The sequence below is a fragment of the Salinicoccus halodurans genome (assembly GCF_900114445.1).
Classification (GTDB): Bacteria; Bacillota; Bacilli; order Staphylococcales; family Salinicoccaceae; genus Salinicoccus; species Salinicoccus halodurans.
The window spans coordinates 120,074-145,371 of record NZ_FOTB01000006.1 but is presented as its reverse complement, the minus strand read 5'-3'; the positions used below and the strand labels follow the sequence as shown (position 1 = coordinate 145,371).

Genomic DNA, 25,298 nt, shown 5'->3' with positions numbered 1-25,298 from the left:
CTTACAGTATATGGTTTTATTGATCCGTGACATTAGGTTGTCAAAAAAAGACACGATAATAGTCCTTGAAATAAATTATGAAACCCTATAAAATTTATAACACGAACAGAAACTGGCGCTATCTTATTCGTTAAGTATTTAGCGCTTTTTTCTTTGACGATGAAAAGAGGTGTAGAACTTGGAGCATTTCTATCAGCTCGGCTGGACACTCGACCCCGTTGGTGGAGCATCCGGCGAAGCCTATAAGGCGGAGCAGGATGGCAGGAAGCTGTTCCTGAAACGTAATGCCAGCCCTTTCCTTGCGGCGTTGTCAGCTGAGGGTATCGTACCTAAGCTGGTCTGGACTAAAAGAATAGAGACCGGCGAAGTAGTGACAGCACAACATTGGAAAAATGGCCGGGAGCTGAACCGTGATGAGATGTGTTCAGAGAGAGTCGCGTCATTGATGAAAAAGATCCATACATCAAGACCTCTTCTGACAATGCTCAAAAAACTCGGCATGAAACCCATGCTGCCGGACTTGTTGTTAAACAAGATACAATCATCACTTTCACCAAAAGTGAATGCCCATCATACTGTTCGTGCAGCAATCCAGTATCTGGAGAATGAGATGCCGAAGATTGACGAACAATTCTGCACAGTATGTCACGGAGACGTGAATCATAATAATTGGCTTTTATCCGATCAGGATGAGCTTTTTCTGGTGGATTGGGAAGGTGCAATGATTGCAGATCCCGCAATAGATCTGGGTATGCTTCTTTATACTTATGTAGATACTGAAAAGTGGGGCGAGTGGCTGAACAGCTACGGGAAGTCCCTCGATCATGACCTGCTTAAGCGCATGAAGTGGTATACGCTGGTACAGGCGATTACGATGATTCAGTGGTATGAGGATCATAAGCGATTTAAAGATATGAACGACTGGATCATATTCCTCAACAGGATTATTAATAGGGACCGTTTTATTTAAATCATATAAATAATTACTTTCAGGTGGGGAATAACCGATGAGAATGCGTAACAAGCCATGGGCGATGGATTTTCTCTCGTCCAATGAAGATATCGTTGACGTAGAGTCGAGATATGCAGGGAAAATAGATGAATTTTTTGTGAAGAAACAGCCGCTCCATATAGAAGTGGGGACCGGTATGGGAACCTTCATCACAGAACTGGCTAGCCGCAACCCGGATATTAACTATGCGGGAATTGAACTCGATAAGAACGTCATGATCCGCGTGCTCGAAAAAGTGCGCGAACTGGAGCTTGAAAATGTAAGGCTTCTGCTCCTCGACGCAAATAAGATAGATGAGTATTTTAATGAAGATGAAGTGGACAGAGTATATCTCAATTTTTCTGATCCGTGGCCAAAAAATCGTCATGAGAAGCGCAGGCTGACTTTCAGTTCATTTCTGGACCAGTACAAACTGATTTTGGAGAAGGACGGCGAACTCCATTTCAAAACGGACAACCGAGGATTATTCGAATACAGTCTGGTCAGTTTAAATCAGTTTGGAATGGATTTTCATGAAGTGATACTGAACCTTCATGAAGATGAACCTGAGGATAACATCAGAACTGAATATGAAGAGAAGTTTTCAGCAAAAGGAAATTTAATATACAGAATAAAAGCATCTTTTTAAAGGTGCTTTTTTTAATGCCGTGTATTATTCAGTGAGTAATGATAAAATAATAAAGAAATGATAAGCAGCATTCAGAAAGTCTGGAGGAGATTTTTTTTGGGTAAATTCAATTTTGATAAAGGTACTTCGAGAGAGGGCACATACAGCGTTCAGTATGAGGGGACTGATGCTTTATTCGGAAGAAGCGGCCTGGAACCTTTTTGGATTGCAGACATGGATATCGAAATTGCCGAGCCGATAGCCGAAGCAATGAAAAACAGGATAGACAACCGTATTTTCGGTTATACAATCTGGCAGAATCCGAAGTTTTACGCTGCTGTTAAACATTGGTGGAGCAGCCGGTTTGGAATTGAACTAAAGGATGAAGAGATCTCTTATGCGCCGTCTGTCCTGTTTACCGTCGGGGAAGTCATCAGGCAGCATAGCGAGGAAGGGGACGGGGTGATTCTCACGACTCCCAGCTATAATGCCTTTATTAGTCAATTGAAAGGGAATGGCCGTAAAATTGTAGACTGTCCTTTCATAGAAGATGAAAAAGGATATCAATTTGATTTTGAACATTTTGAAACACTGTGTAAAAGAGAAGATGTAAAAGTCTACATTCATTGCAATCCTCACAATCCGACCGGAAAAGTATGGACTGGAAGTGAACTCAGAAAGATCCGTGAAATATGCATGGCGAATGGAGTGTTTTTAATCAGTGATGAAATCCATATGGATTTTGCCAGACCGAGAAGCAGTTTCGTCTCCATGGTCGAACTGATGGAAGAAGGCGACAGGATCCTCGTGACAACAGGACTTGGCAAAACTTTCAATCTGGCGAGTCTGCCGCATTCCTATTTCATTTCGAGGGATAAAGAGTTCCGCAGGAAATTGAACCAGGACATCGGTTCCAAATATGGAATGGGTGCGGCAAATTCACTTGCTCTGGCAGCGGTAGAAGCTGCATATAATGAATGTGGCGAATGGGTGGATGAATTGAATGACCACCTTGAAGAGAACTTCCAGCTGGTCGAGGATTATATAGACGAGCACATGTCTGAGTGGCTGACATTCAAAAAACCGGATGCAACGTATCTTGCGTGGATCAGTTTTGAGAAGTCCGGACTGGATGACGATACTGTTCACAAAGCCCTTGTTGAGATCGGCGGAATCGCTGTATCACCAGGAAAAATGTATGATGTCAAAAAGAATCAGCATTTCAGGTTTAATGTGGCATCCAGCAGAGAGCGGATTATTCTGGGTCTCGGGCGTATTCGTAAAACATTCGAAGAAATCACAAAGATTACAAAGAAGTAATCTCTATGATTTCTCCAGTGAATGCATCGGCAATGAAATGGTAGCGTTCGGTGTTTCCGTCTTTTTTAACATGCAGAAGCCCCGTATAGACTTCACAATTCATGCCGAGCAGCTTTCTGGTACTCGTCTGATAGTCTATGGAAATGAACGACACATTTTCAAACTGTATGTGCAGCTGCCTGATGATTTCCTGAGGGTTAATCGGCTGGTGTTTCCTAAACCATATGAACGCCGGTATGGAGATTACAAAAAATGCAGTTAAAAATTTAATGTATTTTGACATAAATGAATCCTCCCATCAGAGTCAGTTTAACATAGAGAGTAATAAAAATAGAATTTTAAAGGGGAATAAAAATGAATCTTACCGATGAAACTCTGAAAAGAATGAAAACATTGACCGAACTGCACGGTGCTCCGGGATTTGAAGATAAAATACGGGCTTATATGCGGTCGGAATTGGAGAAATATGCTGATGAAATCATCACTGATGGTCTGGGCGGCATCTTTGCCGTTAAAAAATCCGTTAAAGAGAATGCACCGAAAGTGATGGTTGCGGCTCATATGGACGAAGTGGGCTTCATGATTACACAGCTGACAAAAAACGGCATGATCAAGTTTGCTCCTCTGGGCGGCTGGTCCACCGATGTCATGCTCAGTCATAAGTTCAAAGTCAGGACTTCCAAGGATAAAGAAATTACAGGCATTATCGGCAGCGTGCCGGTCCATTTCAGAAAAGAGAGCAAGGGCGGCAAGACAGAAATCAAGGATATGCTGCTTGATGTTGGCGCTGATACCAAAGAAGAACTTGAAAAAATGGGCATACAGCCGGGAGACTCAGTCGTTCCTGATGTCGAATTCCAAGTGATGGAAGGGACGGATAAATTACTCGCCAAGGCATGGGATAACCGATATGGATGCCTGATTGCGATCGAGACTCTGCAAGCATTGAAAGATGTCGATCTGGACTGTGATCTCTACATAGGAGCGAATGTTCAGGAGGAAGTAGGTCTGAGAGGAGCGAAGGTCAGCTCCAATCTTGTAAAACCGGATGTCGCCTTTGTAGTGGATTGCTCTCCGGCCAATGACATGCTGGGCAAAAATGAAGATATGGGTAAAATAGGTGAGGGGACATTGATACGTATCATGGACAAGACCATGATCCTGTCAAAACCAATGCGGGACTACCTGCTTGAGACTGCAGAAACCCATGAGATCAAGCATCAGTATTACCAGTCTCCCGGCGGTACGGATGCCGGCAGCATACATGTTTCCGGAGAAGGTGTCATAAGTGCTGTGGTCGGTATATGTGCACGCTACATCCATACGAGCCATTCAATCATCAATTATAATGATTATTTACACGCCAAGACGATGCTGTCAGAATTGGTAAAAGGAATCAATTCTAAAAAAGTGGAAGAATTAAGAGGTCTATAAAACTGATGAGGAATTTAATGCGCAGATGGTTCATCGATGGTATGGCTTTTATGGCTCTGGGTTTGTTTTCTTCATTGATCATCGGTCTGATCATTGATACCGCCGGTACTTATATCCCATACTTGAGTGGACTCAGAGAAGTCGGAGCAGTGGCAATGGGGCTGACCGGAGCAGCAATCGGAGCAGCAATCGCCTATGGCCTTAAAGCTGGCCCGCTGGTCATATTCTCTACTTTGGTAGTCAGTTATGCCGCCTATGATATGGGAGGTGTAGCCGGCAGTTATATCACAAGTATCGCAGCAATAGAAATTGCCAGACTCTATGCCGGCAGAACTAAGATAGATATCATTGTTACGCCGTTCCTGACAATTGTCATCGGTTATCTGATTGCTAAATTCGTCGGTCCGGCCATTGGAGACTTCATGATTGGCATCGGTGAATTCATTGGGTTTGCTACAGAGCAAAGACCATTTATAATGGGTATATTGGTAGCAGTGGTATTTGGCATAACACTTACAGCGCCACTTTCCAGCGCCGCTCTTGCTATAATGTTGGATATAAGTGGGCTGGCTGCCGGTGCAGCAGTGATTGGCTGCTGCTGCCACATGGTCGGACTGGCGGTTACCGGGTATAAGGATAATGGGATTTCAGGTCTGATTTCCATTGGTGTCGGTACTTCCATGCTCCAAATCCCGAATGTGCTGCTGAATCCGTTTGTCATCCTGCCGCCTGTACTGTCGAGTGCAATCATTGCGCCTATAATGACAGTGTTTTTTCCAATGGAGAATAATGCTGCAGGTGCAGGAATGGGAACAAGTGGTTTTGTGGGACAGATTATGGCAGTGGAAACGATGGGGGCATCATTTGACGTCTGGATATCCATTTTGGTCTTCCATATCGTTTTACCGGCAGTCCTAACTTTGATATTCTATATTCTGCTGAGAAGAATGGGGCTCATTAAAGATGGCGACCAAATGCTAAGGCTGTCTGCCAAAGATTAGAAGTGGAGGCAATTTCATGAATATTTTCCAGCTGAAAGATAAAGTGATTGAAAAACTGGGGGAGAAACGCAGTGATTTCAACACATCGTTCGATCGGGAAAAAGAGATGCTCAGAGTTGAGCGCAAAGATAATAAAAAAGGGATTAATGTTTCGTTGTCGAAGGCAATGGATAAATTTAAGAAAGACAGCAATTTTGCAGATGAAATTGTATACTATATAGATGAGACACTCGAACGTATGAAAGAAGAGAAAATTGATTCCGAACAAGCAGTAATCTATCCTGTAATACGTTCCACAAGTTTCCCGGACAAGACGAAGAGCGGTGTCTCTTTTGTCAAAGACAGCCATACAAATGAAACAGATATCTACTATGCCATAGATTTCAAAAAAAGTTATCGTCTGATTGATGAAAATCTTGCATCTTCCCTGGGCATGAGACACGATGATATCCGAACGCTTGCGGGCAATAATCTTAAAAACCTGAAAATCGAAATCAAGAAGGATACGATACAGGAAAACGATTTTTATTTCGTGAACCATAACGACGGTTATGATGCTTCGCGTATCCTCAATGAAGCATTCCTTGATGAAATGTATGAAAAATGTGAAGGTGAGATGATGGTGGGGCTGCCCCATCAGGATGTACTGATTATCGCAGATGTCAAAAATAATGTCGGCTATGATATTATGGCGCAGATGATGATGCAGTACTTTGCAGAGGGGCTCACTCCGATAACATCGCTATCTTTCTCCTACCGTGAGAAAAGGTTGAAACCGGTATTTATCCTGGGTAAACAGAGGAACTATAATAAAAGAGGTAATGATGATGAAACTGACTTATAATAATGAACATGTTGGAGATGTCCTGCTTGTAACCCTTAGAAAAGTGGATGGTCCATCTTATGAATACCATGATGATCTGACTGTTATCAAAGACGACGATGAGATTATCGGCCTGAACATATTTAAAGCTTCAAAGAAGATCAGTCTGCATGAAGGTGTCAATATCGAACCGACAGAAGATATTGTTGATTCGATTAATAAAGTTCTTGAAGAATATGGCGAGGAGAGAATTGAATTTGACACATCGCCTAAGTTTGTAGTCGGAAGAGTGACAGAAAAAGCAAAACATCCCGATGCAGATAAATTGAATGTAACTAAAGTCGATGTCGGTAATGAATTGCTCCAGATTGTTTGTGGTGCACCCAATGTCGATGAAGGACAGCTTGTCGTAGTTGCAAAAGTGGGTGCTGTAATGCCTGACGGACTGTATATTAAACCTTCCAGACTCAGAGGTGTGGAATCAACGGGCATGATTTGTTCTAAGAAAGAGTTGAATCTTGAAGATGACGGTGTTAAGGGAATCTATGTTTTGGACGACAGTTATGAAGTGGCCCAGCCGTTTGAAGTTAAGTAAAGGTGGTTCATATGGATAGATCGAGAAGGAGAAGGCAATTCAACAGTGCATTGGATGATGAAAAAAATTACAGGGAGCGCTTCCGTTTCCCTTTAGATCTGGATGATGAAAAAAATGAAAATGATAAATCGTATCGGAATGAACAAATGAGGGATGAAGACGATTCTGCTTCTTTCATCAGAAAAGAGCAGAGGAAAACCCTTTTTGACGAAACGAAAAAAGCAGAGAAGAAAGAGTCCAGTTTCAGGATTTCAAAAGCAAGGGAAATCCCTTCTGCCGTCCATGGTACAAAGAAACATATCGAGCAGGCAGAGGGAGACGGAAATGAAGAAATACGCAAACAGAAACCTTTACCTGGTGCAACGCCTGTGCCTTCTGCAATCCATGGTACAAATAAACAGCATCTGTCTGAGGAAGAGCTATCCTACATTGAAGCTGATAAAAAAAATGTACAGGTTGCCAAACAGGGATATACTTCTCCGATTATAGAAAACCTGAAAAAGGAAAGGCTTCTGCGGGCGAAAAGAGAACAAAAACGCATTGAAGAGCGCAGACGCCGGGAAGCGCGCGAAAAGGCACGCTATGATGATCCTTATAATCTGAAGGGCAGCCAGTCGGAACAGCCGCAGCTGAAACAGAAACCCGAGCTGGCTGAAAGCACAGAAACATCAGTTGTTCCAGAGGATTCAAAAGAAACTTTTAAAACAACTTCTCCTTACAACGTCATCATGACACCATATGATAAGAAAAAACAACTCAACAGCCGTAAAAGTGAAACAAAACGGCAAGGTCCGAAATATACAATGCCTTCGATACATATGCTTGGCAGTGATATGGCAGCTGATTACGGCGAGGCAGATGCGTCACATGCAGGACAGGTGATCGAAGCTTTTGACGCCATTGGTATCCCGGCTGAAATCTATGATTATAAAACTAATGGGATAATAGGACGGTATGGAATATCATTGGACCGTACATTCAGACTGAGCAATATCGTGCGCCTGAGGGAACACCTGGCACCAAATCTGCCTTTTGTCAGTTTCAGGATTATCGCACCGATCATAGGCACAAGTAATATAGGAATTGAATTCCCATTACAGGAACCAGTTCATATCCCATTCAGTAAAGTATTTTCTTCGAGCAGTCTCAAGTTAAGAAAGAATGACTTCAAATTTATTATTGGAAAAACTGTAGATGATAAGATTTTCAGCTACGAACTTCAAAAGGCAGGTCATATGCTGATATATGGCAATAATGAGATTGATTCTTCAAACATCATAGATAATCTTCTCATTTCATTGATGATGAATCATAATCCAAATGAATTCAGAATCCTCATTGCTTCAGACAAACCGCATTACGATGATTATAAAGATTTGCCGCATCTGTTCCAGTCTCAGAAGTCCATTATGGATCCGGATGTATTGAGTGGGCTGTTCAAAGAATTGAATGACAGGCATAATCAATTCAGAAGAGCGCACGTCAGAAATTTAGAGAGCTATAACCAAAGAGTCAACTACGAATCACGGAAAAGTGTGATTGCAGTTGTAATTGATGATTTATCCCAGCTGTTTGAGGACAATAATCCGGATGCTGTCAGGACGATTGTCCAGATATTGAAAAAAGGTAAGCCGTTGGGCATCCATCTGATTATGAAACATACGCGTCCGGATGTTAATATACGCTTTGAATGGTTGCAGATGATGCAGACCCGGATTTCATTCAGAGATGAAAAATCCAATATCATCGAAGGCAGCGAGACGCTCGTGGACGGCAATGATATGCTGATCCAAATCCCGACATCCAATAAAGCACTTCGTGTAAACGGTGCTATGCTGCCTGAGGATTCAAAACAAAGAGTCTTCTCCCATTTGAAGAATATCGGAGGATGATCTCATTTTAAGAAAGATTGGTGAACTTGTGGAAAAATATCATTTTATAGGGATAAAGGGTGCAGGTATGAGTGCGCTTGCTCAGGTGCTTCATGATCTTGGACATGAAGTCCAGGGTTCTGATATTGAGAGTGAGGTTTTTACTGAACACCAGCTGAGAGACAAAGGCATAAAAATATTGCCCTTTAATGAAAGTAATGTAGTGGAAGGCTTCACCTATATCGCCGGCAACGCTTTTAAAGATGACCATATGGAAATAAAAAAAGCGACGGATTCAGGTTACCCGATAATCAGGTACCATATTTTCCTGGCTGATTTCATGAGCCGGTATACCTCCATCGCCGTGACGGGAGCGCATGGAAAGACCTCTACCACAGGTCTGCTGAGCCATGTTATGAACGGTGATGTGGATACTAACTTCCTGATTGGCGACGGCACAGGGTTCGGGCTTGAGAACAGTGATTATTTTGCTTTTGAATCTTGTGAATATAAGCGGCATTTTCTGAGTTACCATCCGGATTATGCAATAATAACAAATATCGATTTTGATCATCCTGACTATTTTGACAGTATTGATGATGTAGTGGATGCTTTTACCGATATGGCAAAGCAGGTGAGTAAAGGTATTATCGCATATGGCGGTGATGAATACGCCCGCGGTATGACCTTGGACGTGCCAGTATGGTTTTACGGTATCGATGGAAACAATGATATTAAAGCCGTAAACATTGAAACAAATGCCAAGGGCACACACTTTGATGTTTTCATAGAAGGCGAAAAACTGGACAGGTTTACAATTCCCATGTTTGGAGACCACCACATATTAAATTCACTCGCAGTGATTACAGTCTGTTATCTGGAAAAGCTTGATATGGGTAATATCAAAGATGCCTTCCTGACATTCGGTGGCGTAAAGCGCAGATTCAGCGAGACATTCCTGAACGGCATGGTTATCGTTGATGATTATGCACATCATCCAAAGGAAATCAGTGCGACATTGGAGACAGCCCGTAAAAAGTATGATGGAAGGGAGATAGTTACAGTATTCCAGCCGCATACTTTTTCCCGTACAGAGACATTCCTTGATGATTTTGCCGAAGCTCTTTCAGAATCGGATAAGGCTTACATTGTGGATATTTTCGGGTCGGCGAGAGAACACTCAGGGAAATTGTCGAGTAGAGATCTTGTAGATCTTATACCCAACTCGGAACTGGTGAATGAAGGGGATTTAGAACGACTGAATGATCATTCAGAAGCTGTCATAATCTTCATGGGTGCAGGAGATATTCAGAAATACGAGAAACGGTTTACTGAACTGCTTTCATAAATTGAGCATAAATCATGTTTACAAACAGGTGTTTAGGGTTATTTTATAGAGTGAATAACAAATAACAAAAGAAGATGGAGGCGTTACAATGGATTGGCAAATAATTTTATATATTGCCGCCGGTATTGCTGCAATAGCATTTTTAGTTTTATGTATTGCTTTAGCAGTAGTACTATTTTCGGTAAAAAAGAATCTGGATCACGTAGCTAAGACACTCGATGGAGTGGAAGGCCAGATCCAGGGTATTACAAGAGAGTCTACAGACCTGCTGCATAAGACGAACCGTCTTGCAGAAGATGTACAGGGTAAATCTGCAAAACTGAATTCAGTTGTTGATGCTGTTCAGGGAATCGGCAACTCAATGACAAACTTGAATTCTTCTGTGGACAGAGTGACGAATTCCATCACTCATAACATTTCACAAAATGAAGATAAAATTTCACAGGTTGTACAATGGTCTAACGTAGCGATGGAAGTTGCTGACAAATGGCAGATGAGGCAGAAACGCAACAGTGCTTATACTACCAAGTATTCCACAACTTCTGAAACAGATCCGGATAATCTTCCTGTAGCTGTAAATGAATCATCTACAACAAATGACAATCTGGATGAAGATCGTGTAAATGCAGGATTGAACGACCGCAAGTAATAGGAGGTCTTGAAATGGAAACTTATAACAGAGATCGACATCTGCACGGCGTGGAAGAATACGAAGAGCAGATTCATCAATCAACTGGAAGGGACTTTTCCATCGGTTTGGTGATTGGTCTGGCAGTCGGAACAATCGGCGGGCTTCTTCTTGCACCGAAACCCGGTGACGCTTTGCGGGATGATATTACAGATCAGGTGAACAAGCTTTCTAAAAACCTGAACAGTGATGAAACTGATGCTTCCCTGAAAGAAAAAGCAGAACAGAAAACCAATGAGCTTCGTGACAAAATCAAAGATAAAAAAGATGATGCTGTCGTTAAGAAAAGCGAGATGGATGAGAAGAATCGTGTAAAATCGATTGACGAATCGGCCATGAAAGCTCAAAAAGAAGCGATTCAGGAAGAAGTCAGTGAAGATCATACTAAAGACGCGAGAACAGTTGACATGTCCAAGTATGAAGAGAAAAACGAGTAATTAGATGATATGACCATATTCTAGCCACATGTGTTGAGCATGTGGTTAGATTTTTTATGAGGTGTTTATATGAGTTACAATCATGACGATGAATTAATGGAAATAGATAAAAAATTATTGGCTCTTCTGGATGAACGTATTCATAAAGTTTCGACTATGGAAAACGAAATAAATGAAGAGGCATATCTTCAAAATGTTATATCCAATTACAATGGTACATATTCCAAAGCATGCGTTCTAAAACTTCTCAGGTCACTTTTCAAGGAATCCGACGGACTAACCGATTGCGGCAAAGAAAAGAAAATGCTTTTTTCCAGGGAGTATAAAAAATCGGACTCTATCGTCAATGTAGGCGAGCTGAGAATAGGCGGAACCGATCCGGTCAATATTTTCGGACCATGTGCCGTTGAGTCATATCGTCAGACGTCCTCTGTGGCTTCGATGCTGGCCGACAGAGGACTGCGTATCATGAGGGGCGGAGCTTTCAAACCAAGGACTTCCCCTTACGATTTCCAGGGCCTCGGAGAAAAAGGTCTTGAGATTCTTGCACAAATCAGAGAACAGTACGGTATTGCTGTAGTTAGTGAAATCACAGCGCCTGAACATGTAGAACTGGCAGAACCCTACCTGGATGTATTTCAGATCGGCGCCCGTAATATGCAAAATTTTGAGTTGCTGAAAGCTGCAGGGAGAACCGATATGCCAATTCTCCTGAAAAGGGGACTGAGTGCAACACTCGAGGAATTCCTGTGCGCAGCTGAATATATACTTGCTGAAGGCAACCAGCAGGTAATCCTGTGTGAAAGGGGCATACGGACGTATGAAAAGAGTACGAGGAATACTCTGGATATCTCCGCTGTTCCGCTTTTAAAACAGGCGTCCCATCTTCCTGTGATGGTGGATGTCACTCATTCGACCGGCCGGAAGGAAATAATGCTGGAATGTGCAAGAGGCGCTCTGGCAGCAGGTGCAGATGGTATTATGGCCGAAGTTCATCCCGAACCGGTCATGGCATTGAGTGATAATAAACAGCAGATGTCTTTTGCCGAGTTTGATAATTTTTATACAAATTTACTATAATTGTGTCGAAATTTGACCGTTCATGTTATTATAATACAAAAAGCGTTTTCAAGAGTGAAAGCACGGAGGTGCAATATGACTGTTACAATTTATGATGTTGCCAGGGAAGCAAAAGTTTCAATGGCGACTGTATCAAGGGTTTTAAACGGCAATCCAAATGTTAAGCCGGAAACCCGTAAAAAAGTAAAAGATGTTATTGAGCGTCTGAATTACAGGCCGAATGCGGTTGCTCGCGGACTGGCGAGTAAGAAGACGACCACAGTGGGGGTAATCATCCCAGATATTTCCAACCTTTATTATTCTGCACTGGCAAGAGGTCTGGATGATATCGCAGAAATGTATAATTATCAGACAATCATCACAAATACTGAAAATGATCCTGAAAAGGAAAAGGATTCATTCCTGAGCCTGGTCAGCAAGCAGGTTGACGGGGTTGTATTTTTAGGCGGTGCTCTGAATGAAGAGACATTGACGGATATTAAAAATTCCCATGTGCCGGTCGTTATTTGCGGGACAAGTGAAAAGGACAAGAACCTGCCATCTGTAAATATCGATTATTTCGAAGCGATTAAAGAAGCAACTGCCAAATTCCTCGAAGAGGGGTCTGAGAGGATTGTTTTTGTTAAAGCATCCTTTTCAAATCAGCTTGAAAATCACATCGAGGAAGGAATTAAAGCGGCCTATAAGGACTTGGGCAAGTCAGTTGATGACAACAGTCTGATCCTGACTGCCGATTCCGATTATCAGTCCGGTAAAGATATCTTCGATCAGATCAATTCACACAAAGCGGATGTAGTCATTACTATGAGTGATGAAACAGCAATTGGCGTGTTGCACAGTGCAATGGACCATGATCTTGAAATTCCGGGGGATATCCAGGTTCTGAGTTGCAGTAACACCAGACTTGTAAATATGGTGAGACCACAGCTGTCCAGCATTGCAATGCCACTTTATGATATCGGTGCGGTAGGTATGAGACTGCTAACAAAGTATATGAATGAAGAAACAGTGGATGAATCAAACGTAATTCTGCCTTATAAGATAGAATACCGTTCTACTACGAGATAATATAAAACAGCCGAATCCTTTTGGGATTCGGCTGTTTTAACTTTCCAGATGAAGCATTGCCCGGTTGAGGCTGCTCTCATTTTTTTCCGTAATCTCAGCACGCCTCGGAATTTCCTGGTAATCGTGTGTATCGTCTTCCCAGTCTTGAGGAAAATCCACCGGAGAGTCCATCTGGTATTTATCCAGATAAGGTTCAGGAAGTCTGCCTCTTGGGGCGTCAATATCACTCATGGCAAGCCATATTTGTGCCCACATCCTCGGAACGACCTGCCAGATGTTATAACCACCGCCTCCGACAGCAATCCATTTCCCATCTGTATACTTGTCCGACATTTCGCATACGAATCTCGGTATTTCTTCAAAAGATCTGGACGTTAAGGAAAGGTGGGTCATCGGGTCTCTGTAATGCGCATCCACACCATTCTGGCTGATGATGATATCCGGCTTAAATTTGATGATGGCAGCTTCGAGGCTTTCTTTAAAGATGCTTATAAAAGACTCATCTTCCGTAAATGCATCCACCGGCAAATTTACAGCAAAGCCGAAGCCTTCCGCGGTTCCGCGTTCTGTCAGGCTGCCAGTCCCCGGGAACAGATAGCGGCCGGTTTCATGAATTGAATAGGTCATGACTTCATTCGAATCATAGAAGATCCATTGTACGCCGTCACCATGGTGCGCATCGGTATCTACATACATTACACGTTTTGAATATTTTTTACGCATATATTCGATGGCGACAGCCGAATCATTGTATACACAAAATCCGCTTGCCCTGCCGCTGAATCCGTGGTGGAGGCCACCCGCCAGACTGACAGCTTTATCTGTACGGCCTTCCATTACTGCATCTACAGCTGTGAGTGTGGCGCCTACCAGCATCCTGCTTTTTTCATGCATTCCTGTGAAGCTTGGTGTATCTTCGGTGTTCAATCCGTAACTTTCCATTTTATCTTCAGGCAAAGTACCTTCGCCGGCAGCTTTGACAGCATCTAAAAAGTCCTTTTTATGGACGAGCAGCAGTTCATCATCGGTAGCACCGCGTGGTTTTATAATATCATCATCTTTTAAAAAACCTGCATCTTGCAGCAGATCCGTCGTCATTTTAAGCCTCATCTGATTGAAAGGGTGGGTGGAGTTGAACCGGTATTTCAGCAGCGAATCGTCATAGACGTAAAGTGGTTTCTTCATTGGCCCATGTGTATCGGATCCACTACGGTGAATCCTTTTTCTTTCAGTTTTTCTATTGCTTTGACCGGATTCATTGCCTGGATCCTCAGCACGACTGTTTTATACCCCTTCATATCTTTGTTCCTGTACACCGATACACTGATGATTCTTATGTTAAGCTCTTTAAAAACCTTGCCAATATCATATATGACACCTGTCCTGTCCTCTACGTTCACTTCGATGATGGAGCCGGGCTCTGTAATGCCTGTCAGTTCCAGAAATGTGTTGAGCATGTCTTTTTGGCTCACGATGCCAACTATTCTGTTATTGGAAACGACTGGCATGGCACCAATTGAATAGTGATAGAAATCCAATGCGATTTCTTCGACAAAGTCGAGCGGATGGCAATAAGTCACACGTTTCCTCATGATACGTGATATTGGAACTTTTAAGTTGAACCCGGGATCATCGTCTGATAAAACCGATGGCAACGTTAATTTGATGTCACGGTCTGAAATGATTCCTGTAAGTTTCTCATCTTCATTGATGATTGGTATATGACGAAAAGAGTGTTTGCTCATCATATCCATGGCATCTTCAATGGTATTATCCGGACGCAGAGTAAATACCGGTGAAGTCATAATTCTTTCGACAAGCATCTGTACATCCCCCTAAAAGAAAAATCTGTTTTTAAATCTTATTTTATCGAATTCCATCATCTGATCATCTGTAATATTTTTTCCTATGCGTGCCATCAGTGTATTGGCCGGATGACCGGTAATTTCAGGGTCATTTGTCTGAAACACTTCAAAGCCGCTGGATGCCATCAGTCTGATCATCAGATTCTTGTATTCATAGACATCGAGACCACTGTTTTTCAAGTCCCAATGCCAGTAATATTCAGTTGTGATGATAATATAATTTTCCATGAAATCATCGGACATCGAAAGTTGGAGCATGCGTCTGCCAAGCCCGAAGCTTCTATACTCAAAGCTGACTTCTACCGCACCAAGTTCCATGATATAGGGCAGGTTGCCGTCGGACCATCTTTCCAGCGGATCCGGATGAAGAAAAGTGACATAACCGATGATATGATCATTTTTCCGTGCGATGATGATCCGGCCTTCTTCCAGGTCCGCAATTTCCATAATCGCCTCGAATTGTTCCCTGGGCGGACGAAATGCATCCAGTCCGCCGTCATAGCTGTATTGATTCAGTTCTTCCCCGGTCAGCGGACCTTCAATGACAAATGACTGGTCTCCGACATCATATTCTTCTTTATAATACGTCTTTTTATGGCGCAAAAGAAGCCCTCCTGAAGGTTTTGTTTTAAAATTTTGAAAAATCCGTCACTAGTATTATATAATAATAGTTGTAAAAGAAAAATAAAAAAGGGGAGTTACATTATGAAAGTAGAACTTTACGAAGCGACGGATCAAAATCCTAATCTGAAAGATTATGATGAAACAGTTAAAAATTTTGATTGGAATGAAATTGAAAAAAATTTTTCATGGTATGAAACGGGTAAATACAATATGGCTTATGAAGCGATTGATAAACATGCTGAAACTGGACTGGCTGATAAAGTTGCGCTGCATTACAAAAATGGGGAAGACCACTCGGTTTATACTTATGAAGATTTGAAAAAAGCTTCCAATAAAGCGGCGAACATATTAAAAAATGAAGCGGGCGTTGTCAAAGGCGACAGGGTCTTCATCTTCATGGCCAGAAGTCCGGAGCTTTATTTCTCGCTTCTCGGAGCTTTAAAAGTCGGGGCCATCGTTGGGCCGTTGTTTGAGGCATTCATGGAGAAAGCTGTAAGGGACCGTCTGGAAAACAGTGATGCAAAAGTCATTGTCACAACACCTGAACTGCTGCCGAGGATTCCTGTGGATGACCTGCCGAATCTCGAAAAAGTGGTTGTTGTCGGTGATGATGTCGATGATAAATATATTAATTTTAATAAAAGTTTTGAAAACGCTTCAGAGGAATTTGATATCGAGTGGCTGGAAAAAGAAGATGGCATGATCCTTCACTATACAAGTGGTTCAACAGGACAGCCGAAAGGTGTACTGCACGTCCAACATGCAATGGTACAGCAGTATATTTCAGGTAAATACGTTCTGGACCTGAAAGAGGATGATGTCTACTGGTGTACTGCTGACCCGGGCTGGGTGACTGGTACATCCTACGGTATATTTGCTCCATGGCTGAACGGCGCGACGAACGTCGTCGTTGGAGGAAGGTTCTCGCCTGAAGCATGGTATGGGACGATACAGGACCTTAAAGTGACGATATGGTACAGTGCTCCAACCGCATTCCGTATGCTGATGGGTGCAGGGGATGAAATTGTAAAAGATTATGATCTATCCAGCCTGCGCCATATATTATCAGTAGGGGAACCGCTGAACCCTGAAGTTGTGAAATGGGGCATGAAAGTATTCAACTTGAGAATCCATGATACCTGGTGGATGACAGAAACTGGTGCACATATGATTGTGAACTTCCCGTCCATGGATATTAAAGCCGGCTCCATGGGCAAAGCTTTACCAGGGACTGAAGCCACAATCATCGATGATGAGGGTAATGAACTGCCGCCGAACCGCATGGGCAACCTTGCATTGAAGAAAGGGTGGCCTGCCATGATGCGTAAAATCTGGAAAAATGATGCCAAATATGATTCCTACTTTATCGGTGACTGGTATATTTCCGGTGATTCCGCATATATGGATGAGGACGGTTACTTCTGGTTCCAGGGCCGCGTTGATGATGTGATCATGACGGCAGGCGAAAGAGTGGGCCCGTTTGAAATTGAATCCAAGCTGGTTGAACACCCTGCTGTTCAGGAAGCCGGTGTCATCGGTAAGCCGGATCCGGTCCGCGGTGAAATCGTCAAAGCGTTCATTGCAATTCGTGAAGGGTTCGACCAGACTGATGAGCTTAAGGAAGAAATCAGAGTCTTCGTAAAAGAAGGGCTCGCTGCCCATGCGGCTCCGCGGGAAATCGAGTTCAGGGATAAATTGCCTAAGACGAGAAGTGGTAAGATCATGAGACGTGTATTAAAAGCCTGGGAGCTGGACCTTCCGGCCGGCGACCTCTCATCTATGGATGATGATTAAATATGAAGAATATTACCTCCGGTAAAATACCGGAGGTAATATTCTGAATAGTATGGCATAATAGATAGCAAAGCCCTACATCCCCGGGCACATCATAATTACAGGAGATGAAACAATGGCACATTTAACAGACCAGGAAATTGCATCTAAAGCTGAAATCAGACCGATACAGGATATTGCTGATAAAGCAGGCATTTCTCATGATGCTTTGGAAATGTATGGGAAATATAAGGCTAAAGTCGACATACATAAGATTGAAGGAGACGCATCGAAGGCCAAAGTGGTTTTGGTATCTGCAATGAACCCGACACCTGCGGGAGAAGGTAAATCAACGTGTACCGTAGGTTTGGCCGATGCTTTCAACAAGCTTGAAAAGAATGTTATGGTGGCTCTGCGTGAACCTTCACTTGGTCCGGTAATGGGTATAAAGGGCGGTGCCACAGGTGGCGGGCACGCACAAGTCCTCCCTATGGAAGAAATCAACCTTCATTTCAACGGTGATCTTCATGCGATCACTACGGCGAATAATGCACTGGCTGCATTTATCGACAACCACATCCATCATGGCAACAAATTGAATATCGATCCCCGCCGTGTTACATGGAAACGTGTAATGGATATGAACGACCGCGCCCTGCGGCAGGTTGTTGTCGGTCTCGGCGGTCCAACACGCGGCGTGCCGAGAGAAGATAGTTTCGATATCACAGTTGCGAGTGAAATAATGGCTGTATTGTGTCTGGCGACTGATATTATCGACCTTAAGAAAAAACTGGCTGATATCGTATTTGGCTACACATACGATAAAGAACCAGTTACTGTAGGACAGCTGGAAGTGGAAGGGGCATTGGCACTTCTTCTCAAAGAAGCGATCAAACCGAATCTTGTCCAAACAATGGAAGGCACACCAGCGCTGATTCACGGTGGTCCTTTTGCAAATATCGCCCACGGCTGTAACTCCTTGATTGCAACAAACACGGCCAGAAAACTCGCTGATATTGTTGTGACGGAATGTGGATTCGGCTCTGACCTCGGCGGAGAAAAATTCATGGATATCAAAGCAAGGAAAGGTAACTTCGCACCTGATGCAATCGTGCTTGTCGCTACAATCCGCGCACTTAAGATGAACGGCGGAGTGGCCAAGAGTGACCTTGGAGAAGTGAACGTTGAAGCACTGGAAGCAGGCATTGTGAACCTCGAGAAGCATATCGAGAATGCCCGCAAATTTGGAGTTGAACCGGTTGTTGCACTGAATGATTTTGTTACAGATACTGACGATGAAAGAAACTATGTCCTTGACTGGTGCAAAGAGCAGGGTGTACGCGTCGCCTTGACCAAAGTATGGGAGCATGGCGGTGCGGGGGGTACTGATCTCGCTGAGCAGGTCCTGGAAGTGCTGGATCAGGAACAGAATTTCAAACATCTTTATGAAAATGAACTGCCGATCAATAAAAAAATCGAGAAGATCGTTACTGAGGTCTACGGCGGAGACGGTGTCATTTTCACTGACAAGGCGAAAAAACAGCTTGCTGAAATCAATCTTCATGGATGGGGGGATTTCCCTGTATGTATGGCTAAAACTCAGTATTCACTCAGTGATAATCCAACTCTGCTCGGCAGACCATCCGGATTCAATGTTACTGTAAGAGAGGTCATTGCCAAAGCAGGTGCAGGATTCGTAGTGGCTCTGACTGGTGATATCATGACAATGCCGGGACTGCCGAAGACACCATCTGCAGTCAATATGGATGTAGATGCAGACGGTAACTCAAAGGGTTTATTCTAAAATAAGGTAAGTAAAAAAGGTTAGCTGGAAATTTTCCAGCTAACCTTTTTTATTCGTCGTCATCATCATCATCGTCATCATCGTCATCATCGTCGTCATCGTCATCACTTGATGATGAACGTCCGACTGTGTATTTATTTTCGTAGGTGTTGGTAACAGTGCCTCTGAGATCTGAATTGCTTAACCCGGAATCAAATGCAGCACCCATTCTCTGTTGTATTTCTGAGTCGCTCAAACTGCTCTTATTGGACAATTTTGTATCTTCTGCAATGAGCCCTTCGATTGGTTCATCAACACTATCACTGCAATCGTCCTCCTGTTCCATCGTCAGTGCACAATATTCCACTTCACGTACGGAGTCGGGACGGTTGAAACTCTGGTTGGCGCCCATTTCCTCAGGGGCTGCTTCACTAAGTGCCGTAGCCATATCTCTCCAATTATATATGTGCATGTACTGTTCGGCATCCTGGTTGGCAACCTGCGGAATGTTCCTGTCATAACCCATCCACAGACCAAGTGTAACTTTAGGGTTGTAGCCCATGAACCAAGAGTCGATGAAAGAGTTGGACGTTCCGGTTTTTGCAGCCCAGTCGAATCTGTCATCGTATCTATTATAGAAATCTTCAATGTGGTACGCAGAACCCGACTGGAATGATTCCTGCAGCATATTTGACATCAAGTATGCTGTGGATTCCTTGAAAATCTGTTCGGAAGTGCCCTCATGCTCATAAATCACTTCGCCATCCGGACTTGTGATGGATTCAATCATATAGCTGTCGGACATCTTTCCTTCGTTGCCGAATGTCGAGAATGCATCGACGTTCTCTTCGACAGACATATTGTTTACACCAAGCGGCAGTGAAGGAATCAGTGTATCTTCATTTGCGTAAAGGTGACTGGATAACGGCATGCCCATCTTCTCGAAGTATTCCTGCGGATTGTGCTCCCTTACATCCGACCATAGTCTGAGTGTACTCAGGTTATAGGAGTTGCTCAGCGCATGTTTCGCAGATACCAGTCCGAACTCTTCATCCACATCATAGTTTCTTGGACTGTAGCCAATGGAAGGAATAGTAAAGAATTTATCCAGCAGCACGGTATCCGGTGCGATGATGCCTTTGTCCAGTGCAGGACCATAGGTGATCAGCGGTTTCATCGTCGAACCAGCCATCCTTGAAGTTTGTGTGGCATGGTTTATTGAGGAATTTTCATGATTCCTGCCACCTACGAAACCGAGTATTTTTCCCGAGGCATTATCTTTCAGGACAGCGCCGATTTCATGTTCGAACTCCTGATTGCTTTCCTGCTGTTCTTCTTCTGTTGCATCCTCTGCTTCCTGGATGCTTCTGTTGCCATAATAATAGTTGGAATTATTCTTTACATTCTGCATCGTGTCGTAGATTGTCTTATCAAGCGTCGTTTCAATATGATATCCCTGGTTGCGGAGAGCCGTATTCGCTTTTTGTGTATACTCCTGGTTGAGAAGGGGAGTTGAATTCACATCTTCTCTTGAAACACCTTCCTCTTCAGCAAGGTGATATTTGAGGATGTCTATACTGCGTCTTTCAACCTCTTCTGTAAGGAATGGATAGTTCTGGTTCGGAACGGTGACACTGTCAGTCAGATTGGCATAGATATCATAATCGACTGCCTTGTCATGTTCTTCCTGAGTGATGGTACCTTCTGTGAGCATCCGTTCCAGAACAAATAACTGTCTGTTTTTTCCGGCCTGGAGGCCTTCCTCACTCTTTACTTCTCCGCCCTGCATAAATGGAGTATATGCGTATGGATTTTGCGGAAGTCCGGCGATGAATGCACTCTCAGCGAGATTGAGGTCGTTGGCATCTTTGCCGAATATCCCTTCAGCCGCAGCCTGGACACCGGCGATATTCTGGCCGTTTGCATTACGTCCAAATGAAACTGCATTTAAGTATGCTTCAAGAATTTCTTCTTTGCTGAGTAATTTCTCGACTCTGAATGCAAGCAGAAGTTCGGTTGCCTTGCGGTCAAATGTCGTTTCATTTGTCAGAAGCTGGTTTTTGACAAGCTGCTGTGTCAGTGTACTGCCGCCTGTCCCTGATTCAGCGCCTCCGACTTCCTGAAGAGTTGCCCTCAGGAATGCTTTTGGCACGATACCATTATGTTCATAGAAATACTCATCTTCGGTAGCAACGAGTGCATCGGTAACGTAAGGCGAAATATCGTCATAATCTATACGTTCACGTATCAAATCCGCTCTCAGTGTCCCAAGGGATTCACCGGAACCAAAAGCGACTGTGGTACTTTCTGTCATCTCCGTCAACGCTGTTTTTACTTCTTCTGCTGGCTCGACCTGCTCATCGTTTACAAGTGCAGCGAAGTATCCAAGGCCAATGCTGAATATCAGTATGCCGAGGAGTGTGAAGGAGAGGAGTAAAAAGAGTACGACATTCCATATAGTGTCATAAGCAGTGAAGAATGATATTCTTGCCGGAGAACCTGCTTTTCTGAAACGGTCTGTCGCATTATTAAGTTTTTCCTTGAAAGATGATCCTTGCAGTTTATCTTTCTCTGCAGCATCGCCACCTCTGGAAAACATCTTTTTTATATCATTTAAAAAGTCGTTCTTCTTCATGACTACCTCCTATCATCGGTCATTATAACATAGAAATAACTGCGGGAGTTAACGAATAAACACCGCATTTATGCGATTATTCATGTTACCATATGAACAAGATCCGTGGAAAAAATTTAGGTATCCTTCATCATCGCATGCTTGACTTTTCACAAACAAAAATGTATGATATCTCTAAATTAATATTTAACTGGACTGCAGAGAAGTAGCAGGCATTGTGCAATCAAGAGAGCTGATGGTTGGTGTAAATCAGTGCGCGCCCCCTGTGAATACACTGCACCTGATATGTTCAGACGCCGGGACAGCGTATTGTCCTGTCAGAGCTAAATGTATGGTGGTACCGTGTAGATAAGCACCCTTACTTTCAAGTAGGGGTGTTTTTATTATATTAATGGAAAACTAAATCAGGAGGAAGAATATATGAATGAATTGATTGAAGACCTTAAATACCGTGGAATCATCTACCAGATGACAGATGAAGAGAAAATTTCAGAGCTGCTGGATAATGAGCAGCTTTCATTATATTGTGGTGCAGATCCAACAGCTGACAGCCTCCACATCGGTCACCTGGTACCATTTCTCACGATGAGAAGATTCCAGGATCATGGGCACCGTCCGATCGTTCTGATCGGCGGCGGAACAGGAATGATCGGAGACCCTTCATTCAAAGCTGAAGAGCGCAAACTTCAGACAGAAGCACAGATTGATGACAATGTGCAGGGCATAAAAAAACAAATGGAGCAGATTTTTGATTTTTCCGATGAGAATGGTGCCATTCTCGTCAATAACAAAGACTGGCTGAAAAACATCAGTCTGATAAGTTTCTTAAGAGACTACGGTAAACATGTAAGCCTGAACTACATGCTGGGCAAGGATGCGATCCAATCAAGACTGGAAACCGGCATATCCTATACTGAATTCACTTATACAATTCTGCAGGCAATCGACTTTGGACATTTGAACAGGGAGTATAACTGTAAGATGCAGATTGGCGGTTCCGACCAGTGGGGAAACATCACAAGCGGGCTGGATCTGATGAGAAGGATGTATGGCGAAACAGAAGCGGAGGGCATGACGATTCCGCTTATAACAAAAGCGGATGGTAAAAAATTCGGTAAAACAGAATCGGGCAACATCTGGTTGGACAGAAACCGCACATCCCCTTATGAATTCTACCAGTTCTGGATTAATCAGAGTGATGCGGATGTTATCAAATTCCTCAAGCTGTTTACATTCCTTTCGAAAGAGGAGATCGAGTCACTCAGTGAATCTGTTGAAAATGAACCGCATCTAAGAAAAGCCCAAAAGCGTCTGGCTGAAGAGATTACAGCGTTCATCCATGGTGATGAAGCACTGGCAGAGGCAAAAAAGATTACGGAAGCATTGTTCAATGGAGAGATTAAATCACTGTCGACGGAACAGGTCAGAGATGCATTCAAGGACGTCCCGTCGGCAAGTTATACAGAAGAGGATATGAATCTGGTCAAAGTGCTTGTAGATACAGGCGTATCGCCTTCAAGAAGACAGGCGCGTGAAGATATTAAAAATGGTGCCATCTATATCAACGGTGAACGCCGGCAGGATGTGGATTATGAACTACAGGCGTCCGATAAACTGGACGGTGCGTTCACTGTAATCCGCAGAGGTAAGAAAAAATACCACATGATCCAGTACACCGGCTGATTCATCAGAGCACAAATACCAGACATCGGTATTTGTGCTTATTTTGTTTCAATCATATAATCGGATGGTAATATATATACGAGTGTCGAATTAATGAAGATAGGAGAAAATATAATGAAAAAGTACTTTATACCGGTTGGAATCATTGTGGGTCTGTTTGTGATTGCAGCCCTTATTTTTGCCCCGAAATACAACCAGTTCGTCAATCTTGATGAAGAAGTGAATAAACAGGAATCACAGATTGAAACACAGCTGCAGCGACGAGGCGATCTGATTCCCAATCTGGTGAATACTGTTCAGGGCTATGCCTCTCATGAAGAGGAGGTTTTCACTGATATTGCTGATGCAAGATCAAGGCTTTCCGGTGCAGGAAATGTCGAAGAGATGGCCGAAGCGAACAATGAAATGACTTCTGCTTTATCCCGATTGCTTGCAATCTCAGAAAACTATCCGGACTTGAAAGCGGACAAGCAGTTTACCGGCCTGAGAGACGAACTGGCAGGCGCTGAAAATCGTATAGCTGTAGCACGCCAGGACTATAATGATGCGGTTTCTGAATACAACAGGAACACGCGGACGTTCCCCGGTAATATCATTGCAGGATTATTCGGTTTCAGTGAAAAAGAATATTTTGAAGCGGATGATTCCAGCCGGGAGGTGCCGGGCGTCGAGTTTAATACAGAACAAGACGACTCCGGTGAGTAATGATGAAACGTATACTTCTACTGGTGGTGACTTCATTCCTGCTTTTCCCGCTGCATGCAGAAGCAAGGGTGGATCTTCCACAGCTTGATACTTCTCATTATTTCATCCAGGATAATGCGGGAGTACTGAGCGAGGAAGCTATTGAAGAACTGAATGGGCTCGGTATACATCTGGAAGAAGGGACCGGCGTCGAGATGCTACTCCTCACAATGCCGAGTACAGGCCAGGAACACAGACAGGACTATGCATTAAAAGCTTTGAGGGAATACGGTGTAGGCAAGGAAGAGCAGGATAACGGCATCGTCATCCTGTTGAATCTGGATAACGGTGATGAATTCAACAACCGCGGTATCGAAGTACAGGTAGGTTATGGCGTTGAGGGGTATTTGAATGATGCAAAGATCGGTGCGATCATTGACGAAGTGACGATGGAGCATTTTATGGCAGCGGCGGAAGAAAAAGAAGGCTCTGATGCTGCAAACACTCATTATCAGACAGGTCTTGTGAACCTCTATAATGCCTTGTATCAGGAATCATTGGATGCATACGGTTATGAAGAAGGTGAATTCACAAGGGATACCCCCGCTGAAGAAAGCGGAGCAGGATCAGCACCCGATCTGTTCGAAATTATTTTCAGACTTATTTTTTCAGTAACCATCATATATATACTTTATAAAATCATCAGCGGCGGTGGCGGCAGGCCACCGAAAGGTCCCGGCGGACGTGGTGGCCGCCGAAGAGGCCCTATTGTTTTCTTCCCTCCTTCCGGAGGCGGATCAGGTGGCTTCGGAGGTGGAGGAGGTTTTGGCGGCTTCGGCGGCGGCTCCGGTGGCGGAGGCGGCGCAGGCCGGGGATTCTAAAAAATTTAAAAGGGCGATCGGTTTATGGCCGATCGTCCATTTTTATGTAATCATGATCGACGAAGTGGCTTCGGCGACCATCTTCT

General features: G+C 43.5%; 23 protein-coding genes. 18 read left to right on the top strand and 5 right to left on the bottom strand.

Going from position 1 to position 25,298, the window contains the following annotated elements; genetic code table 11:
- The first annotated feature begins 178 nt into the window (after positions 1-178).
- The 3 genes from BM271_RS12985 (at position 179) to BM271_RS12975 (ending at position 2,939) form a co-directional block, all read left to right on the top strand.
- Positions 179-970, top strand: a complete 792-nt coding sequence (locus tag BM271_RS12985) for a phosphotransferase family protein (RefSeq protein ID WP_046790495.1) — start codon at positions 179-181, stop codon at positions 968-970.
- Between the two features lie 37 nt (positions 971-1,007).
- Positions 1,008-1,640 carry a tRNA (guanosine(46)-N7)-methyltransferase TrmB gene (trmB, locus tag BM271_RS12980; protein WP_046790494.1) on the top strand — a complete coding sequence of 211 codons (633 nt, stop codon included), beginning with the start codon at positions 1,008-1,010 and terminating at the stop codon, positions 1,638-1,640.
- Between the two features lie 96 nt (positions 1,641-1,736).
- Positions 1,737-2,939: a MalY/PatB family protein gene (locus BM271_RS12975; RefSeq protein ID WP_046790493.1), complete on the top strand. Its 1,203-nt coding sequence runs from the start codon at positions 1,737-1,739 to the stop codon at positions 2,937-2,939.
- On the opposite strand, the gene BM271_RS12970 is transcribed toward BM271_RS12975, so the two are convergent.
- Positions 2,926-3,222, bottom strand: a complete 297-nt coding sequence (locus BM271_RS12970; RefSeq protein ID WP_046790492.1) for a hypothetical protein — start codon at positions 3,220-3,222, stop codon at positions 2,926-2,928. The two genes, BM271_RS12975 and BM271_RS12970, sit on opposite strands and share 14 nt — an antisense overlap.
- A gap of 71 nt (positions 3,223-3,293) precedes the next feature.
- Here BM271_RS12970 and BM271_RS12965 point away from each other — a divergent pair, with 71 nt between their 5' ends.
- The 10 genes from BM271_RS12965 (at position 3,294) to ccpA (ending at position 13,284) form a co-directional block, all read left to right on the top strand.
- Positions 3,294-4,373, top strand: coding sequence for a M42 family metallopeptidase (locus tag BM271_RS12965; protein WP_046790491.1), 1,080 nt, complete (start codon positions 3,294-3,296; stop codon positions 4,371-4,373).
- Positions 4,374-4,378: 5 nt separating this feature from the next.
- The gene (locus tag BM271_RS12960; protein ID WP_046790490.1) at positions 4,379-5,374 is read left to right on the top strand and encodes a PTS sugar transporter subunit IIC; all 996 of its coding nucleotides are present in this window, start codon (positions 4,379-4,381) and stop codon (positions 5,372-5,374) included.
- Positions 5,375-5,390: 16 nt separating this feature from the next.
- Positions 5,391-6,218 carry a DUF1444 family protein gene (locus BM271_RS12955; RefSeq protein WP_046790489.1) on the top strand — a complete coding sequence of 276 codons (828 nt, stop codon included), beginning with the start codon at positions 5,391-5,393 and terminating at the stop codon, positions 6,216-6,218.
- Positions 6,202-6,792 (top strand): YtpR family tRNA-binding protein, encoded by a 591-nt coding sequence (ytpR, locus tag BM271_RS12950; RefSeq protein ID WP_046790488.1) that lies wholly within the window; start codon positions 6,202-6,204, stop codon positions 6,790-6,792. The genes BM271_RS12955 and ytpR overlap by 17 nt, the downstream gene beginning before the upstream one ends.
- A gap of 11 nt (positions 6,793-6,803) precedes the next feature.
- Positions 6,804-8,684 carry a DNA translocase FtsK gene (locus BM271_RS12945; protein ID WP_046790487.1) on the top strand — a complete coding sequence of 627 codons (1,881 nt, stop codon included), beginning with the start codon at positions 6,804-6,806 and terminating at the stop codon, positions 8,682-8,684.
- A 28-nt stretch (positions 8,685-8,712) separates the two neighbouring features.
- On the top strand, positions 8,713-10,011 hold the full coding sequence (gene murC, locus BM271_RS12940; protein WP_046790486.1) for a UDP-N-acetylmuramate--L-alanine ligase: 1,299 nt from the start codon (positions 8,713-8,715) through the stop codon (positions 10,009-10,011).
- An 88-nt stretch (positions 10,012-10,099) separates the two neighbouring features.
- Complete coding sequence (locus tag BM271_RS12935) at positions 10,100-10,660, top strand: DUF948 domain-containing protein (protein ID WP_046790485.1); 561 nt, start codon at positions 10,100-10,102, stop codon at positions 10,658-10,660.
- Positions 10,661-10,674: 14 nt separating this feature from the next.
- Complete coding sequence (locus tag BM271_RS12930) at positions 10,675-11,136, top strand: YtxH domain-containing protein (protein WP_046790484.1); 462 nt, start codon at positions 10,675-10,677, stop codon at positions 11,134-11,136.
- A gap of 69 nt (positions 11,137-11,205) precedes the next feature.
- Positions 11,206-12,216, top strand: a complete 1,011-nt coding sequence (locus BM271_RS12925; protein ID WP_046790483.1) for a bifunctional 3-deoxy-7-phosphoheptulonate synthase/chorismate mutase — start codon at positions 11,206-11,208, stop codon at positions 12,214-12,216.
- A gap of 75 nt (positions 12,217-12,291) precedes the next feature.
- Entirely contained in the window at positions 12,292-13,284 is a 993-nt protein-coding gene (gene ccpA, locus BM271_RS12920; protein ID WP_046790482.1) for a catabolite control protein A, read from the top strand.
- Between the two features lie 36 nt (positions 13,285-13,320).
- Here ccpA and BM271_RS12915 read toward each other — a convergent pair whose 3' ends face one another.
- From BM271_RS12915 to BM271_RS12905, 3 genes are read right to left on the bottom strand one after another with little or no spacing between them, the layout of a single operon-like run.
- Positions 13,321-14,469: an acetoin utilization protein AcuC gene (locus BM271_RS12915; protein WP_046790481.1), complete on the bottom strand. Its 1,149-nt coding sequence runs from the start codon at positions 14,467-14,469 to the stop codon at positions 13,321-13,323.
- The gene (locus BM271_RS12910) at positions 14,466-15,107 is read right to left on the bottom strand and encodes a CBS and ACT domain-containing protein (RefSeq protein WP_046790480.1); all 642 of its coding nucleotides are present in this window, start codon (positions 15,105-15,107) and stop codon (positions 14,466-14,468) included. Before BM271_RS12910 ends, BM271_RS12915 begins: the two co-directional genes overlap by 4 nt.
- A gap of 12 nt (positions 15,108-15,119) precedes the next feature.
- Positions 15,120-15,752: a GNAT family N-acetyltransferase gene (locus tag BM271_RS12905; protein ID WP_046790479.1), complete on the bottom strand. Its 633-nt coding sequence runs from the start codon at positions 15,750-15,752 to the stop codon at positions 15,120-15,122.
- Between the two features lie 102 nt (positions 15,753-15,854).
- Here BM271_RS12905 and acsA point away from each other — a divergent pair, with 102 nt between their 5' ends.
- Both acsA and BM271_RS12895 read left to right on the top strand, forming a co-directional pair.
- Positions 15,855-17,567 carry an acetate--CoA ligase gene (gene acsA / locus BM271_RS12900; RefSeq protein WP_046790478.1) on the top strand — a complete coding sequence of 571 codons (1,713 nt, stop codon included), beginning with the start codon at positions 15,855-15,857 and terminating at the stop codon, positions 17,565-17,567.
- Between the two features lie 115 nt (positions 17,568-17,682).
- Positions 17,683-19,350, top strand: coding sequence for a formate--tetrahydrofolate ligase (locus tag BM271_RS12895; protein ID WP_046790477.1), 1,668 nt, complete (start codon positions 17,683-17,685; stop codon positions 19,348-19,350).
- Positions 19,351-19,399: 49 nt separating this feature from the next.
- Here the strand turns inward: BM271_RS12895 and BM271_RS12890 are convergent, their stop codons facing one another.
- Entirely contained in the window at positions 19,400-21,964 is a 2,565-nt protein-coding gene (locus BM271_RS12890) for a transglycosylase domain-containing protein (protein ID WP_052749869.1), read from the bottom strand.
- Positions 21,965-22,384: 420 nt separating this feature from the next.
- Between BM271_RS12890 and tyrS the strand changes: the two genes are divergently transcribed.
- The 3 genes from tyrS (at position 22,385) to BM271_RS12875 (ending at position 25,212) form a co-directional block, all read left to right on the top strand.
- The gene (gene tyrS / locus BM271_RS12885; RefSeq protein WP_046790476.1) at positions 22,385-23,647 is read left to right on the top strand and encodes a tyrosine--tRNA ligase; all 1,263 of its coding nucleotides are present in this window, start codon (positions 22,385-22,387) and stop codon (positions 23,645-23,647) included.
- 114 nt (positions 23,648-23,761) lie between these two features.
- A complete protein-coding gene (locus tag BM271_RS12880; RefSeq protein WP_082103672.1) occupies positions 23,762-24,352 on the top strand; it encodes a LemA family protein in 591 nt (196 codons plus the stop codon).
- Positions 24,352-25,212 carry a TPM domain-containing protein gene (locus BM271_RS12875; RefSeq protein WP_046790474.1) on the top strand — a complete coding sequence of 287 codons (861 nt, stop codon included), beginning with the start codon at positions 24,352-24,354 and terminating at the stop codon, positions 25,210-25,212. Before BM271_RS12880 ends, BM271_RS12875 begins: the two co-directional genes overlap by 1 nt.
- The last annotated feature ends 86 nt before the right edge of the window (positions 25,213-25,298 follow it).